Annotated in this window: 12 protein-coding genes; 10 read left to right on the top strand and 2 right to left on the bottom strand. The window is 64.8% G+C overall.

Translation table 11 applies throughout. The features are described from left to right. Nucleotides 1–4: 4 nt before the first annotated feature. Nucleotides 5–1,432 carry an RNB domain-containing ribonuclease gene (locus tag ACSU1L_RS03895; RefSeq protein WP_439254777.1) on the bottom strand — a complete coding sequence of 476 codons (1,428 nt, stop codon included), beginning with the start codon at nt 1,430–1,432 and terminating at the stop codon, nt 5–7. Nucleotides 1,433–1,506: 74 nt separating this feature from the next. Between ACSU1L_RS03895 and ACSU1L_RS03890 the strand changes: the two genes are divergently transcribed. Beyond that, nucleotides 1,507–1,884, top strand: a complete 378-nt coding sequence (locus ACSU1L_RS03890; protein WP_439254776.1) for a cupredoxin domain-containing protein — start codon at nt 1,507–1,509, stop codon at nt 1,882–1,884. A gap of 20 nt (nt 1,885–1,904) precedes the next feature. Here the strand turns inward: ACSU1L_RS03890 and ACSU1L_RS03885 are convergent, their stop codons facing one another. Beyond that, nucleotides 1,905–2,219, bottom strand: coding sequence for a DUF2249 domain-containing protein (locus ACSU1L_RS03885; protein ID WP_438253656.1), 315 nt, complete (start codon nt 2,217–2,219; stop codon nt 1,905–1,907). Between the two features lie 64 nt (nt 2,220–2,283). Here ACSU1L_RS03885 and ACSU1L_RS03880 point away from each other — a divergent pair, with 64 nt between their 5' ends. The 9 genes from ACSU1L_RS03880 (at nt 2,284) to infB (ending at nt 14,537) form a co-directional block, all read left to right on the top strand. Next, a complete protein-coding gene (locus ACSU1L_RS03880) occupies nt 2,284–2,946 on the top strand; it encodes a helix-turn-helix transcriptional regulator (protein WP_438253714.1) in 663 nt (220 codons plus the stop codon). Continuing rightward, nucleotides 2,943–4,046, top strand: coding sequence for a hypothetical protein (locus tag ACSU1L_RS03875; RefSeq protein ID WP_439254775.1), 1,104 nt, complete (start codon nt 2,943–2,945; stop codon nt 4,044–4,046). The genes ACSU1L_RS03880 and ACSU1L_RS03875 overlap by 4 nt, the downstream gene beginning before the upstream one ends. Continuing rightward, nucleotides 4,043–6,706 carry a multicopper oxidase domain-containing protein gene (locus ACSU1L_RS03870; RefSeq protein WP_439254774.1) on the top strand — a complete coding sequence of 888 codons (2,664 nt, stop codon included), beginning with the start codon at nt 4,043–4,045 and terminating at the stop codon, nt 6,704–6,706. The genes ACSU1L_RS03875 and ACSU1L_RS03870 overlap by 4 nt, the downstream gene beginning before the upstream one ends. 42 nt (nt 6,707–6,748) lie before the next feature. Further along, nucleotides 6,749–7,519, top strand: coding sequence for an isocitrate lyase/PEP mutase family protein (locus tag ACSU1L_RS03865; RefSeq protein ID WP_438253659.1), 771 nt, complete (start codon nt 6,749–6,751; stop codon nt 7,517–7,519). 28 nt (nt 7,520–7,547) lie between these two features. Then, on the top strand, nt 7,548–9,302 hold the full coding sequence (locus ACSU1L_RS03860; protein WP_438253660.1) for a proline--tRNA ligase: 1,755 nt from the start codon (nt 7,548–7,550) through the stop codon (nt 9,300–9,302). Between the two features lie 2 nt (nt 9,303–9,304). Continuing rightward, nucleotides 9,305–10,342: a TIGR00730 family Rossman fold protein gene (locus tag ACSU1L_RS03855; protein ID WP_439254773.1), complete on the top strand. Its 1,038-nt coding sequence runs from the start codon at nt 9,305–9,307 to the stop codon at nt 10,340–10,342. 84 nt (nt 10,343–10,426) lie between these two features. Continuing rightward, nucleotides 10,427–11,413, top strand: coding sequence for a transcription termination factor NusA (nusA, locus tag ACSU1L_RS03850; RefSeq protein WP_439254772.1), 987 nt, complete (start codon nt 10,427–10,429; stop codon nt 11,411–11,413). 38 nt (nt 11,414–11,451) lie between these two features. Further along, complete coding sequence (locus tag ACSU1L_RS03845) at nt 11,452–11,724, top strand: YlxR family protein (protein ID WP_438253663.1); 273 nt, start codon at nt 11,452–11,454, stop codon at nt 11,722–11,724. Nucleotides 11,725–11,783: 59 nt separating this feature from the next. Further along, nucleotides 11,784–14,537 carry a translation initiation factor IF-2 gene (infB, locus tag ACSU1L_RS03840; RefSeq protein WP_439254771.1) on the top strand — a complete coding sequence of 918 codons (2,754 nt, stop codon included), beginning with the start codon at nt 11,784–11,786 and terminating at the stop codon, nt 14,535–14,537. The last annotated feature ends 48 nt before the right edge of the window (nt 14,538–14,585 follow it).

Below are 14,585 nucleotides of genomic sequence, written 5' to 3'. Positions count from 1 at the left end.
ACCGTCACGCTTTCAGCGCGAACTCCATCTCGCCCGTAGAGATGTCGGTGCGCACGAGCGTCACCGAGATGACCTCTCCGGGTTTCGTGCCGGCGGGTACCGGTGCGGTTGCGGTCACTGCGGGCGCGGCGATCTGGATCGCGGCGCGCTCGCCGCCGTTGCGCAGTTCAATCACAGTCGCCTCGATCGTGGAGCCGACCAGGGGAGTCAGCAGAGCCGCCTCCACCCGATTGATGGTCTCGGCGTTCAGCCGCGATGCTCGCTGCGATGAGGTCTGCATGAGCTCGGGCAACTCGTGCAACGACTCACGCGCCCAGGCTGGGGGTTCTTCCCCCTGTGCGATGGCGAGGCAGATCGCGAGCGACCAGCGGTCGACGAGGCGGCGCAGGGGAGCTGTGGCGTGCGCGTACGGCGCAGCGATGGCTGCCTGCTCGATGTCGTCCGGAACAGATCCGTCGAAGCTCACGTAACCAGCACCGCGGAACAGCGAGGCCGCGGCCTCGAGAACCGGAAGCGTCAGCGGATCCTCCCGGTCGAGGCTTCGCAGATACTCGCCGTACTCACCCGTTGTCCACGGACGCCCAAGCGCCTCCGTCTGGTGGCGGAACGCGTCGAACGACTTCTCGTCCGGCGCGGGCATCGTTCGCAGCACTCCCACCTGGGCTGTGACCATCAGCTCGGCGGCCGCCATGCCGGTCATCAGCGAGAGCTGCGCATTCCACTCTTCGATCGGAAGCGCGTGCGCACGCTCGATCGAGTAGGTTCCATCGTCGTTCTGGATGACCTCTTCATCGGGCATGTTCAGGCTCGCACCGCCGCGCGCCTGCTCGATCGCGATGCGAAGCTCACCGATCTCCTGCAGCAGAGACGCCGGGGAGTCGTCGCCGCGATCGAGCGCCTGCTGGGTCGTGACGTAGTCGAGCTTTGCCCGTGAACGAATCAGCGCGCGCTCCAGGCGGAACGTCGAGACTGCTCCGTCGGATGCGAGGTCGAATGTCCACACCAGCGCCGGGCGGTCGACATCGGGCAGCAGCGACGCATGATCCTCGCTGAGCACCGCCGGATGCAACGGAATGCGCCCGTCTGCCGCGTAGAGTGTCTGTCCGCGTTCGCGCGCTGCGGCGTCAACCGCTCCGCCGGGCTTCACAAAAGCCGGCACATCTGCGATCGCGTACCGAACCACGAATCCGGAACCCGCGCGAGCCAGATGGAACGCTTGGTCGAGATCCATCGACCCGGCGGGGTCGAGCGTGGCGAACTCAACGTCTCGCAGGTCGAGACCCGGCTCCGCAGGCGCCGCTAGGGATGCCTCGGTCAGCGCTTCGGGTGAGAATTCGGTGGGCGCATCCAGCTCTTCCCTCAGAGCAGCAAGCGCGGCGGCGAGCTCACTCTGGACGGCGGAAGGGGCTATGTGCGATCGGCGCTGAGGCATGACTTCAGCTTATGCGCGTCAATCGCGGATACTGGAGAGTGCATCAAACTAGGTCAGAGGAAAGCAGGACGTTGATGAGGATCGTTGTTGTTGCCCTGCTCGCGATCATGCTGACCCTTACGGGTTGTGCGGGCGCGGGGTCAGCTGCTGACGCGGATACGCCGGTTCAGGTCGTCGAGATCGACGCAGCCAACATGCGCTTCACCTCGGATGTCATCGAGGTGCCGGTGGGTACTCGGCTGGTGATCGAGCTGACGAACACCGACGAACTGCAGATGCACGACCTCGTCCTCGCCAATGGCGTCGCCGGAACTCACCTCGCTCCCGGCGAATCTGAGACGATCGACGTCGGCGTCATCACAGAAGACATCGATGGATGGTGCTCGATATCCAACCACCGAGCCATGGGCATGACGCTCACAGTGATCGCTGTGGATCCGGCATCCGACTGATCGGCTATTGAAGCGGGGCCTCAGCCGGCGTTACGGATCAGAATGCGCCAGCGCTTCGGCCCGCGATCCAGGTATCGCGTGTTGTAGGCATCGCCGTGGCGAGCGGTCAGCTGGTCGAGCAGCGGCACGGGGTCATGCGTGGCGGACACGATCATGCCCGCACCGGGCCGTAGCGATTCGATGGCCCCGAAGATCGCCGCGTGGCGGACAGCATGCGGAATCGTCTGCACATCCAGTTCGGGGAGTTCTTCATCGACCTCGCCGCAGGTGCATCCCGCGGTCGGATTCTGATCGACGGCTTCTGCGCGCGAACGCTGAATCTCGATGTGTCCCATGATCTCTCCCCTTGGTATGCCGTGCGGATGCCCGTATTTAACTATACTTAATCCCGTGGAAAACATGGCCGCTGAAGATCGTCGGCGCACGGCAGCCGGTCGACGGCACTCGCCGACGCGCGAGCGACTCCTGCGAGCGATCGAGCGTCTGCCTGATGCGCTGACCGCAGAGCTCGTGGAAGCGACCGGCCTCCATGAGAACACCGTGCGCGGTCACCTCGAGCGGCTGCGGGCCGATGGATACATCCGGCGCGAACAGGACAGGGCCGCGGGGCGTGGGCGTCCGGCCTGGCGTTGGCGAGCGGTCGAACCCACCGGTCTGAGTGCTTATGCGGGGCTCGCCGCAACACTGGCCGGTGCGCTCGGGCAGGCCTCGTCGACGCCCTCCGCAGCTGCGAGGAAGGCCGGCATCACCTGGGGGTCACAGCTCGTCGCAGATCGCTCGACGTCCGCTGCGGGCCGCGACTCGCATGATGCCGCAGCCCGCGCACTCGTCGTCGATGTCATGCGCGAACAGGGCTTCGGGCCGGAAGATGACGGTGCAATCGTGCGTCTGCACACCTGTCCGCTGCTTGCAGCAGCTGCAGGCAACACCGCGGTCGTCTGCGCGGTGCATGAGGGAATGGTCGAAGGCATCGCTCGGGCGAACGGCGCTGACCTGGAAAGCAGTCTGACCCCGTTCGCGGACGACGGAGCCTGCGTTCTGCGACTGCGTGCTCGGGCATGAGTGCCGGCATCCGTCGCCGTGCACCATCGTGGCGCCTGATCTGGATGCTGCCCGCCGGTGTCGCGCTGCTTGCGGGCCTGAATGCCGGGCTGCAGCTGATCGGCCTGCCTGCGCCGATCAGCGGATCGCGACTGCCTCAGGTGCACGGGATGCTGCTGACGATCGGATTCGTCGGAACGCTGATCGCGCTGGAGCGTGCCACTGCCCTCCGCCGATGGTACGGGTTCATCGCCCCGGCGCTGCTCGGGCTCGGGGGTATTGCACTTCTCATGCCGATCGTGCCCCTGATGGCAGCCAAGGCAGTGCTTGTCGCGGGAGCCGCGGCATTCGTCCTGCTCTACATCCCGCTGTGGCGCCGCCAATATGATGCCGCGCTGCTGACGCAACTGCTGGGCGCAGCTCTCGCGCTGGTGGGAACGCTGCTGTGGCTCGTCCAGGAAGACATGTCACGTGTGCTGGTCTGGATGATCGGGTTCATCGTGCTCACCATTGCCGCGGAGCGCGTCGAGCTCGCGCGCATCACGATGGGGCCGCATGCCGGAGTGCGCCTGCTCGTGCACGGTTGGGTGGTCACGGCCGCGCTGACGGTGAGTGTGGTGCTGCCGGATGCCGGAGCGATTCTGCTCGGCCTTGCCCTGCTGTCGTTGACCGGATGGCTGGTGATTCATGATGTCGCGAGGCGAACGATCCGCTCGACCGGGGTGACACGGTACATGGCCGCCTGCATCCTGGGCGGGTACCTGTGGCTGGCACTCGCCGGCGCTGTGCTGCTGCTCGGACAGCCCGATTCTCAGCCGCGATACGACGCCGTCATACACGCGGTGTTCCTCGGCTATACCTTCTCGATGATCATGGCGCACGCCACGACGATCCTTCCCGCTGTCCTCGGAATCTCACTGCCGTATCGGTCGGCGTTCTGGGTGCCAGCGGTGCTGCTTCATGCCGCGCTGGTCGTGCGGATCTGGATCGGAGACGGACTGGGCATTCCGCTCGGCTGGCAGCTGTGCGGCGCGTTGGGCGTGCTCGCACTCGTGCTGTTCGTGCTCACCGCGTTGGTGAGCGCGATCATGGGAACCGCTCGGAAAGCAGAAGTCCGATGAAGATCGCGACGGCGTCGTCGGATGACATGGCAAAGGCCCCGGCCCGCGGCTTCTGGGCGGCCCGCGATCTGCCGACGGTGATCTGGCTGCTGCTCACGGTGGCAGCAGTGCTCATGCACCGTTCGCTTCCCATCCCGAACTGGCTCATGATTCACCTGCTGCTGTTGGGCGCCGTCACGCACGCGATCCTGGTGTGGAGCCAGTACTTCTCCTTTGCGCTGCTTCGCAGTGCCGCGACGATCGCCGAGCGCCGCACACAGACCGTGCGGTTGGCGCTTTCAAATGCCGGTGCGGCGCTGATCCTCCTCGGCGTTCCGCTGGGAGTGTGGCCGCTTTCGTTGCTCGGTGCGGCCCTGCTGATCACTGCAGTCTCCTGGCATGGCGTGAGTCTGTACCGTCGAGCCAAGCGGAGCATGCCGGGACGCTTCGGGCGCACCATCCGGTTCTACATCGTGGCTGCGGCCCTGCTCGTGGCCGGGGCAGCACTGGGCGGATGGCTCGCTCGGGGAGGGGCCACACCGAACCTCGTCCTGGCCCATGCACTGCTGAACGTGCTCGGCTGGATCGGGCTCGTCGTCGCAGGCACCGTTGTCACACTGTGGCCGACGATTCTTCGCACCCGCGCTGATGAACACGCCGCGATCGGCGCGGCCCGTGCGCTCCCGCTGCTTGCGCTGGGGGTGCTTGTCGCCGCGGCTGGAGCGGCGCTCGCCTGGTTGCCGATGCTCGCACTCGGACTGCTGGCATACTTCGCCGGTCTCGTCGTCATCGGGGTGTCGCTCTGGCGCGCAGCACGGCAGGCGCCGCCGCGAACCTTCGCCGCACTGTCGGTGGGAATGGCCCTGCTCTGGTGGGCAGGATGTATTGCGGTCCTCATCATCGGCACGGCTGCGGTCAGCAGCAGCGGCAGTGGCATCGCTGGACTGTCACCGATCGTTTCCCAGACCGTGCCCTTCCTCGTTGCCGGGTTTGCGGCACAGGTGCTCCCGGGCGCCCTCAGCTATCTGATCCCCGTGGTCCTCGGGGGCGGCCCGACCCCGGTGCGGGTGGGGACAGCGGCGTTCGACCGGTTCGGAGCGCTGCGGGTGGCGACGGCGAATGCTGCGCTGGTGGTGTGCGCGCTGCCGGTATCTTCTCTGATGCGGGTGGCAGCATCCATCCTGTACCTCGTGGCGATGGCATCGTTCCTCGTGATCATGCTGATCGCGATGCGTGCTCAGCGGCGCGCCAAAGCCGCGCATCAGCGATTGGGCAAGGCCCGCCGGGGTCCGATCGTTCCGGAAGGTGCCCAGCAGCCAGGACACCGGGCTGGGCAGGCCATCGCCGGGCTGATCGCTGTCGTGCTCACCGTCGCGGTGTGTGCGGTGATCGATCCGTTGGCGATCGGCTGGGGCGCTCAGGCTTCCGGTGATGCGGATGCGCCGGTTCAGGTGGTGCAGGTGGAGGCCGCGGATATGCGCTTCACGCCGGATGTCATCGAGGTGCCGGTGGGTACGCGACTGGTGATCGAGATGACCAACACCGATGAGGCGCAGGTGCATGATCTTCTCCTCGAGAACGGTACCGGCGGCACGCGTCTCGCACCCGGTGAATCGGAGCAGATCGATGTCGGTGTGATCACCGAGGACATCGATGGGTGGTGCTCGATCATCGGGCACCGGCAGATGGGCATGACGCTCTTGATCATCGCTGTCGGTGCGGGCGAATCGGACTCCGCAGGCGAATCGGACCCCGCAGGCGACAACGCGCATGATCACGCGGCGATGGATGACGCCGGCCGTATGGGCATGGATGCCACACCGGCAGAAGGCTTCCGGCCGTATGACGCGCTCCTGCCGGCATTACCCGCAGCCGACAGCCCGACCACGCACCAGGTCACGCTGACGGTGCAAGACGCCGTCACGGAAGTCGCGCCAGGAATCACGCAGACGCTGTGGACGTACAACGGCACCGCACCTGGCCCCACGCTGCACGGCAGAGTGGGCGACACGTTCGAGGTGACTCTCGTGAACGATGGGTCGATGGGGCATTCGATCGATTTCCATGCCGGCGCGCTCGCTCCCGATGAACCGATGCGCACGATCGCGCCAGGGGAGAGGCTCACCTACACCTTCACCGCGACCCGCTCAGGGATCTGGATGTATCACTGCTCCACAAAGCCGATGACGGCGCACATCGCCAACGGAATGTTCGGCGCCGTCGTGATCGAGCCCGCAGATCTGGCATCTGTCGGTCGCAGCTACGTGCTGATCCAGAACGAGTTCTACCTCGGCGACCACGCTGGCGGAGAGGTCGACGTCGAGGCTCTGGCGGAGGAGAAGCCCGATCTGGTCGTCTTCAATGGTTATGCGAACCAGTACGATCACGCGCCGCTGCCGGCGAAGGTCGGCGAGCGTGTGCGGATATGGGTTCTGGATGCCGGGCCCAACCGTGCGTCGAGCTTCCACGTCGTCGGCGGTCAGTTCGATACCGTCTGGTTAGAGGGGCGCTATCTCATCGATCATGCGGTTGACACCGGATCCCAGGCGCTGTCGCTGCTGCCCGCTCAGGGCGGATTCGTTGAGCTCGCCTTTCCCGAGGCCGGGCACTACCCCTTCGTCTCGCACATCATGATCGATGCCGAGCGTGGCGCTCATGGCGTCTTCGAAGTCACACGGTGAAAGATCGGCCCACCCGGAGCGCGGGGACGCTAGCGTGGAGATATGACCGCCGCAGCCAAAGCCCAGACCCTCCTCGCTCTGTATGACGCACCGGAGATCCTCCGTGTGGTGAATGTGTGGGATGTGATCTCTGCCAAAGCCATCACGGCTCTGCCCGAGACGACAGCGCTCGCCACCGCCGGTCACTCGATCGCCGCAACCTTCGGCTACCCGGATGGGCAGATTCCCCGCGAGCTGATGATCGACATGGTCGGGCGGATCGCAGCATCCACCGAGCTTCCGGTCAGCGCAGATCTCGACGACGGCTACGACGATGCGGGGGAGACCACCAGGTTGGCGATCGCCGCCGGAATCGTCGGCGCGAACGTCGAAGATCGCCTCAAGCCGCTGGCAGAATCCGTCGCGGTTGTCGAGGCGATCGTCAAGGCTGGTGAAGCCGAGGGAGTGCCGTTCGTTCTCAACGCACGTACCGATGCGTTCGTCCGCGCGGGTGGCCGTCCGGTCGAGGAGAGCATCGCTGACGCGATCGAACGCGGACGCGCGTTCCTGGATGCAGGAGCTGCAAGCGTCTTCGTCCCCGGCATTCTCAATGCCGATGTCACCCGCCAGCTCGTGGAGGGAATCGGCCAGCGAAAAGTCAGCGTCATCGGCCTGCCTGGCGCCCTCACTGCCGCAGAGTACGAGGCGCTCGGCGTCGCACGGATCTCCTACGGTCCGACGACTCAGCGCGTCGCGCTCACCGCACTTCAGGACGTGGCATCCAGCCTGTATCTCGACGGCGTGATCCCGGAGAACACGCGCGCACTCAACTGACACCGCCCCGGGTCACTAGACTTGACGCGTGGTCACTCGTCTCTCGAAATTCTTCCTCCGTACGCTCCGTGAAGACCCCGCCGAAGCGGAGGTCACCAGTCACAGGCTGCTGCTCCGTGCCGGCTACATCCGGCGGCAGGCTGCCGGTATCTTCGCCTGGCTTCCGCTCGGCCTTCGGGTAAAGGCGAAGATCGAGACGGTCGTCCGCGAGGAGATGGCGAACGCGGGCGCCCAGGAAGTCCACTTCCCGGCGCTGATGCCGCGTGAAGCATATGAGGCGACCGGTCGCTGGGATGAGTACGGTGATCTCCTGTTCCGTCTTCAGGACCGCAAGGGTGGCGACTACCTGCTCGCACCGACGCATGAAGAGGCTTTCACTCTCCTCGTCAAGGATCTGTACTCCTCGTACAAGGATCTGCCGCTGACACTCTTCCAGATTCAGGACAAGTACCGCGATGAGGCACGGCCGCGCGCCGGGCTGCTGCGCGGACGCGAGTTCACGATGAAGGACGCCTACTCCTTCGATGCTTCCGATGAGGGCCTGGAAGTTTCCTATATGGCGCAGCGCGACGCTTATGAGCGCATTTTTCAGCGTCTCGGCCTGGAGTACGTGATCGTGCAGGCGGATGCCGGCGCGATGGGTGGGTCTCGCAGCGAGGAGTTCCTGCACCCCACACCTGTCGGTGAAGACACCTTCGTCCGCAGCGCGGGCGGGTATGCAGCGAACGTTGAAGCGTTCACAACCGCGGTGCCGGATGCTGTGCCGTTCGACGACGCCGAAGCCGCTACGATCTTCGACTCGCCGAATACCCCGACGATCGAGACGTTGGTCGAGCACTCCAACGCCGTCCTTGATGGCGAGTACACCGCAGCAGACACACTCAAGAACGTCGTACTCGCTTTGACGCACCTCGACGGCACGCGTGAGCTCGTCATCGTCGGCATTCCCGGTGACCGCGAGGTCGACCAGAAGCGTGCCGAGGTAGCCTTCGCGCCAGCTGAGGTGTCGACAGCAACAGATGAAGACTTCGAGAACAACCCGCTGCTGGTCAAGGGGTACATCGGGCCCTGGTCGCCCACAGGAGCGGTGCTCGGCGAAGAGTCGGCCACCGGGATTCGCTACCTCGTCGACCCTCGGGTCTCTGAAGGAACCCGCTGGATCACCGGGGCGAACATCGATCAGAAGCATGCCTACTCGGTCATCGCCGGTCGTGACTTCGAAGCCGACGGCATCGTTGAGATCGCGAACGTCCGCGATGGCGACCCGGCACCCGACGGCTCAGGACCCGTTTCGCTCGCGCGCGGAATGGAAATCGGCCATGTCTTCCAGCTCGGCCGCAAGTACGCCGAAGCTCTCGGGCTCAAGGTGCTCAACGAAAACGGCAAGCTCGTCACCGTCACCATGGGCTCTTACGGCATCGGGGTGACCCGCATCCTCGCGATCATCGCTGAGCTGAACAACGACGATAAGGGCCTGATCTGGCCGACATCTGTTTCGCCCTTCGACGTGCACCTCGTCGCCGCCGGTCGCGACCAGATCGCCTACGACGTCGCCGAAGACATCGCCAAGCAGCTGGAACAGGCGCGTCTGGACGTGCTCTACGATGACCGACCCAAGGTCTCACCGGGTGTGAAGTTCGGCGACGCGGAACTGGTGGGAATTCCCCGCGTCCTCGTCGTGGGACGCGGCGCCGCAGAGGGTCAGGTCGAGCTGTGGAACCGCAGCACGGGGGAGCGCGAGGCGCTCTCGGTCGACGAGGCGATCGCGAAGCTGAAGGGCTGATCATGACCCCTGAGCAGTCCGACCTCACCGTGGCGGTCGATGCGCTCCTGACCGAATCCGGCATCACGCGCAACCGTGCGTTGATCCGCCGGATCGTCACGACCGGCATCCGGCTCGGGCAAGAAGGCACCGATCGTCTCGATCTGAAGATCGCCTCCGCGGCGATCGTCGAGATGCACGATGCGTTCCGCCTGTTCCAGCCCTACGCGGACGTGCCGAAGGTGACTGTGTTCGGTTCGGCGCGCACGCAGCAGGACGACCCGCTCTACAAACAGGCTCGTGACGTCACCGCCGTGCTCGCCGAACGAGGCTGGATGGTCGTCACCGGGGCAGGGCCTGGCATCATGCAGGCTGCCGCAGAGGGCGCCGGCGAGAAGATGGCGCTCGGAGTGTCTATCCAGCTGCCGTTCGAAGAGAAGCCGAACGCGGTTGTCGCCAAAGACACGCATTCGGTAGAGATGAAGTATTTCTTCACACGCAAGCTCATGCTCGTCAAGGAATCCACCGGCTTCATCTGTCTTCCTGGCGGTTTCGGCACGATGGACGAGATGTTCGAGTTGCTCACGCTGCAGCAGACCGGCAAAGCAGAGCCAATGCCGATCGTTCTTCTGGATCAGGCTGGCGGTTCCTTCTGGAAGGGACTCGAGCGATTCGTGAACGAGTCGCTCATCCCTGCTGGTGTCATCTCAGCAGACGACTTCGACCGCGTGCTCGTCACAGATTCTGCTGAAGCTGCTGTCGCTGAAATCACGGAGTTCTGGCGCAACTATGACTCGCTGCGCTGGGTCGATGACGTGCTGCTGCTGCGGTTGAAGAACACGCCGACCGATGCCGAAGTCGAAGCGCTCAACGCCGAGTTCGGGCATCTCATCGTCGATGGCGGCATCACCGTGACCGCCGCAGTACCGGCAGAAGTCGAAGACAACGATCGCATCGACCTGCCGCGATTGGCGCTGCGTCTGCGCCAGCGCGAGGTCGGCGGGCTCTACCGGCTCATCGCCGCGATCAACGCACTCGGCACCGCGCACACCGACGGCTGACTGACACCTCGCGCCAGAGCGGGTATCGTAGTACGGTGCCGCGCGTGCAGGATGCTGCGGCGAGAGCTGAATAGGGAGGCCGTTATGGAGATCGAACTGGGGCTGCTGCGCGGAATCGAGAAGGAGAAGGCTATCCCCTTCGAAGAACTCGTCGCGATCATCGAGCAGGCCGTCCTGACGGCATACGGAAAGCATGTCTCTGAAGACGGCGCCGTTCCCGCAGGCGTTCGCGTCGAACTCGACCGCAAGACCGGCCACGTCGCCGTGCTTCAGCCGGTCACCGACGAAGAAGGCGCCATCATCGGCGAGGAGGATGCGACTCCGAGCGACTTCGGGCGCATCGGAGCATTCGCCGCGAAGCAGGTCATCAGCCAGCGGCTGCGCGACATCGCCGACGACGTCGTGCTCGGCGATTTCAAGGACAAGGAAGGCGACATCGTCGCTGGTGTCGTCCAGCAGGGGCCCAACCCGCGCATGATCCACGTCGATCTGGGTTCGGTCGAGGCGATTCTTCCGCCCGAGGAGCAGGTGCCGGGCGAGGAGTACACGCATGGGTCTCGCCTGCGCGTCTACGTCACCGCTGTCGCTAAGGGGCTCAAGGGCCCGCAGATCACAGTGTCCCGCACTCACCCGGGCCTGGTGCGCAAGCTGTTCGCGCTGGAGGTTCCGGAGATCGCTGCCGGTCTCGTCGAGATCGTGTCGCTCGCACGTGAAGCAGGGCACCGCACCAAGATCGCGGTGAAGGCGAATGACCCGGCGATCAACGCCAAGGGCGCCTGCATCGGAGAGATGGGACGCCGTGTGCGTGCCGTCACCGAAGAACTCGCGGGGGAGAAGATCGACATCGTTGATCACGACGTCGACCTTGCCACGTTCGTCGCCCATGCGCTTTCGCCGGCCAAGGTGACAAGCTCCTTCGTGTTGGATGCCAACACGAAGGCCGTTCGCGCACTGGTTCCCGACTACCAGCTGTCGTTGGCGATCGGCAAGGAAGGTCAAAACGCTCGTCTGGCCGCCAAGCTCACCGGCGCGAAGATCGACATCCAACCTGACAGCATCCTCGACGAGTAGCGGGCGAGTCGAAATCGCTCGCCGCCCAGAGGTGTAAGATGGAACCCGTACGAACATGCGTTGGCTGTCGCGTGCGTGCTTCCCGAGCCGCTCTGTTGAGAGTGGTGGTTCACAACGAAATCCTCATTATTGATGACGACGCTGTGATGCCCGGGAGAGGCGCGTGGCTGCATCCGACGCAAGATTGTGCAGAAGCCGCATTGCGGCGTCGCGCATTTGCGCGAGCACTCCGTGTGTCCAGTTCTTTGGATACGCAGACCATCGAGAAACGGCTAAATGGCTATGGAAAAAAAGTGAACGGCTCAAAATGAGACCCGTCCGCAACTAGTGGTCTGCCCTGCCTGGGTAGACCAACCCAGACAGGAGAATTGTGGCTGCCAAACCACGCGTACACGAGATTGCCGCTGAACTCGGCGTCGACAGTAAGTTCGCACTCGCGAAATTGAAGGAAATCGGCGAATTCGTCAAGAGTCCTTCTTCCACCATCGAGCCGCCCGTGGCTCGTAAGCTCCGTGCTGCCATTGAGGCAGACGCGGCAGCGAAGCCCAAGGCTGAAGAAAAGCCCGCTGCGGCAAAGGCGACTGACGCCAAGTCCGGTGCGGCCAAGCCCGGCCCGAAGGCTCCGACCCCTGGGCCCAAGCCCGGCCCGAAGCCGAAGCCCGCACCTGAGCCTGCTCCTGCGGAGCCCGCACCCGCGGCACCCGCACCCGCGGCACCGGAAGCAGAAAAGCCTGCCGCGGCTCCCGCGCCTGCAGCAGATAACCCTGCTGACGGCGATGCAGCACCCAAGCCCGGCGCACCGCGACCGGGCAACAACCCGTTCTCCTCGTCGCAGGGTATGGGACAGCGTCCGGCCGGCCCACGCCCCGGAAACAACCCCTTCGCCTCAGCGCAGGGCATGGGACAGCGCCCGACTCCGGGCAACATTCCTCGCCCGCAGGCTCCGCGTCCTGGCGCTCCGCGCCCGGGAGCACCTCGTCCCGGCTCTCCCCGTCCCGGCGCCCCTCGTGGCGGTCAGGGCGGTCGTCCCGGTGGTGCACCGTTCCAGCAGCGTCCTGGCGGTCCCGGTCGTCCCGGTGGTGCAGGTCCCGCAGCTGGGCCCGGCGCACGTCCAGGCGGCGGCTTCGCAGGTCGCCCCGGTGGCGGCGGTGGCCGTGGCCGTGGACCTGGCGGCGGAACCGCAGGTGCCTTCGGTAAGGGTGGCGGCAAGTCCAAGCAGCGCAAGTCGCGTAGGGCGAAGCGGCAAGAGTTTGAAATGCGGTCTGCACCGATCGTCGGTGGCGTCAACGTCACCCGCGGCAACGGTGAGATCATCCGCATGCGCCGCGGCGCTTCGATCGCAGACTTCGCTGACAAGATCGAGACGCTGACCGGCTACACGGTTCAGCCAGGAACCCTGGTGACGATCCTCTTCAACCTCGGCGAGATGGCTACGGCCACCGAGTCGCTGGATGAGGCGACGTTCGAGGTTCTCGGTGTCGAGCTGGGCTACAAGATCCAGATGGTCTCGCCCGAGGACGAAGACAAGGAGCTCCTGGAGGGCTTCGGTCTCGACCTGGACAAGGAGCTGGAGGAGGAGAGCGAGGACGACCTCGAGATCCGCCCGCCAGTGGTCACGGTCATGGGTCACGTCGACCACGGTAAGACCCGCCTTCTTGACGCGATTCGCAAGACGAACGTCATCGAGGGTGAGGCCGGTGGCATCACCCAGCACATCGGTGCGTACCAGGTCTGGACCGAGCACGAGAACATCGAGCGCGCGATCACCTTCATTGACACCCCGGGTCACGAGGCGTTCACCGCCATGCGTGCTCGTGGTGCGCAGGTCACCGACCTCGCAATCCTGGTGGTTGCAGCAGACGACGGCATCATGCCGCAGACGGTTGAGGCGTTGAACCACGCCCAGGCCGCCGGCGTCCCGATCGTTGTCGCGGTGAACAAGGTTGACAAGCCGGCAGCGAACCCTGCCAAGGTGCGTCAGCAGCTCACCGAGTACGGTCTGGTCGCAGAGGAGTTCGGTGGAGACGTCATGTTCGTCGACGTCTCGGCACGCCAGGGCACCGGTATCCAGGAGCTCCTGGACGCTGTGCTGCTCGTCGCTGACGCAGGTCTTGACCTGACGGCGAACCCGAACAAGTCTGCTCGTGGTGTCGCCATTGAGGCGAAGCTCGACAAGGGCCGTGGATCGATCGCAACAGTGCTCATCCAGTCGGGAACCCTGCGCATCGGTGACTCGATCGTGGCGGGAACCGCTTATGGCCGCGTCCGCGCCATGCTCGACGAGAACGGCGATGCAGTCGAAGAGGCTGCACCGTCGCGCCCGGTGCAGGTGCAGGGTCTGAACTCCGTGCCTCGTGCCGGCGACGTCTTCATCGTCACTGAGGAAGACCGCATGGCACGTCAGATCGCTGAGAAGCGTGAAGCCGTTGAGCGCAACGCTCTGCTGGCGAAGGCGCGCAAGCGCATCTCGCTTGAGGACTTCACCCGTGCACTCGAAGAGGGCAAGGTCGAAACGCTCAACCTCATCATCAAGGGTGACGTTTCTGGTGCTGTTGAAGCGCTGGAGGAGTCGCTGCTCAAGATCGAGGTCGACGACACGGTCCAGCTGCGCATCATCCACCGTGGTGTTGGTGCAGTGACCGAGTCCGACGTGAACCTGGCGACGATCGATAACGCGATCATCGTTGGATTCAACGTTCGCCCTGACCCCAAGGCTCGTGAAGCTGCGGCGCGTGAAGGTGTGGATGTCCGGTTCTACTCGGTCATCTACTCCGCGATTGACGAGATCGAGAGCTCCCTCAAGGGCATGCTCAAGCCGGAGTTCGAAGAGGTCAAGTCGGGTGTCGCCGAGATCCGCGAGGTGTTCCGCTCCTCGAAGGTCGGCAACATCGCCGGTGTCATCGTCCGCTCCGGTACGATCACGCGTAACGCCAAGGCTCGTGTCATCCGTGACGGTGTCGTACTCGCCGATGGCTTGGCCATCGAGTCGCTGCGCCGCTTCAAGGACGACGTCACCGAGGTTCGTACCGACTACGAAGCCGGTATCGGTCTGGGTAAGTTCAACGACATCCAGATCGGCGACGAGATCGAGACCACAGAACTGGTCGAGAAGCCTCGCGGCTGATCTGATCGATTGATGAGGGGCGCCTGCGGGCGCCCCTCATTGCTCACC

The organism is Microbacterium sp. A94 (assembly GCF_051842855.1).
Lineage (GTDB): Bacteria > Actinomycetota > Actinomycetes > Actinomycetales > Microbacteriaceae > Microbacterium.
This window is presented reverse-complemented; position numbering and strand designations above follow the sequence as displayed.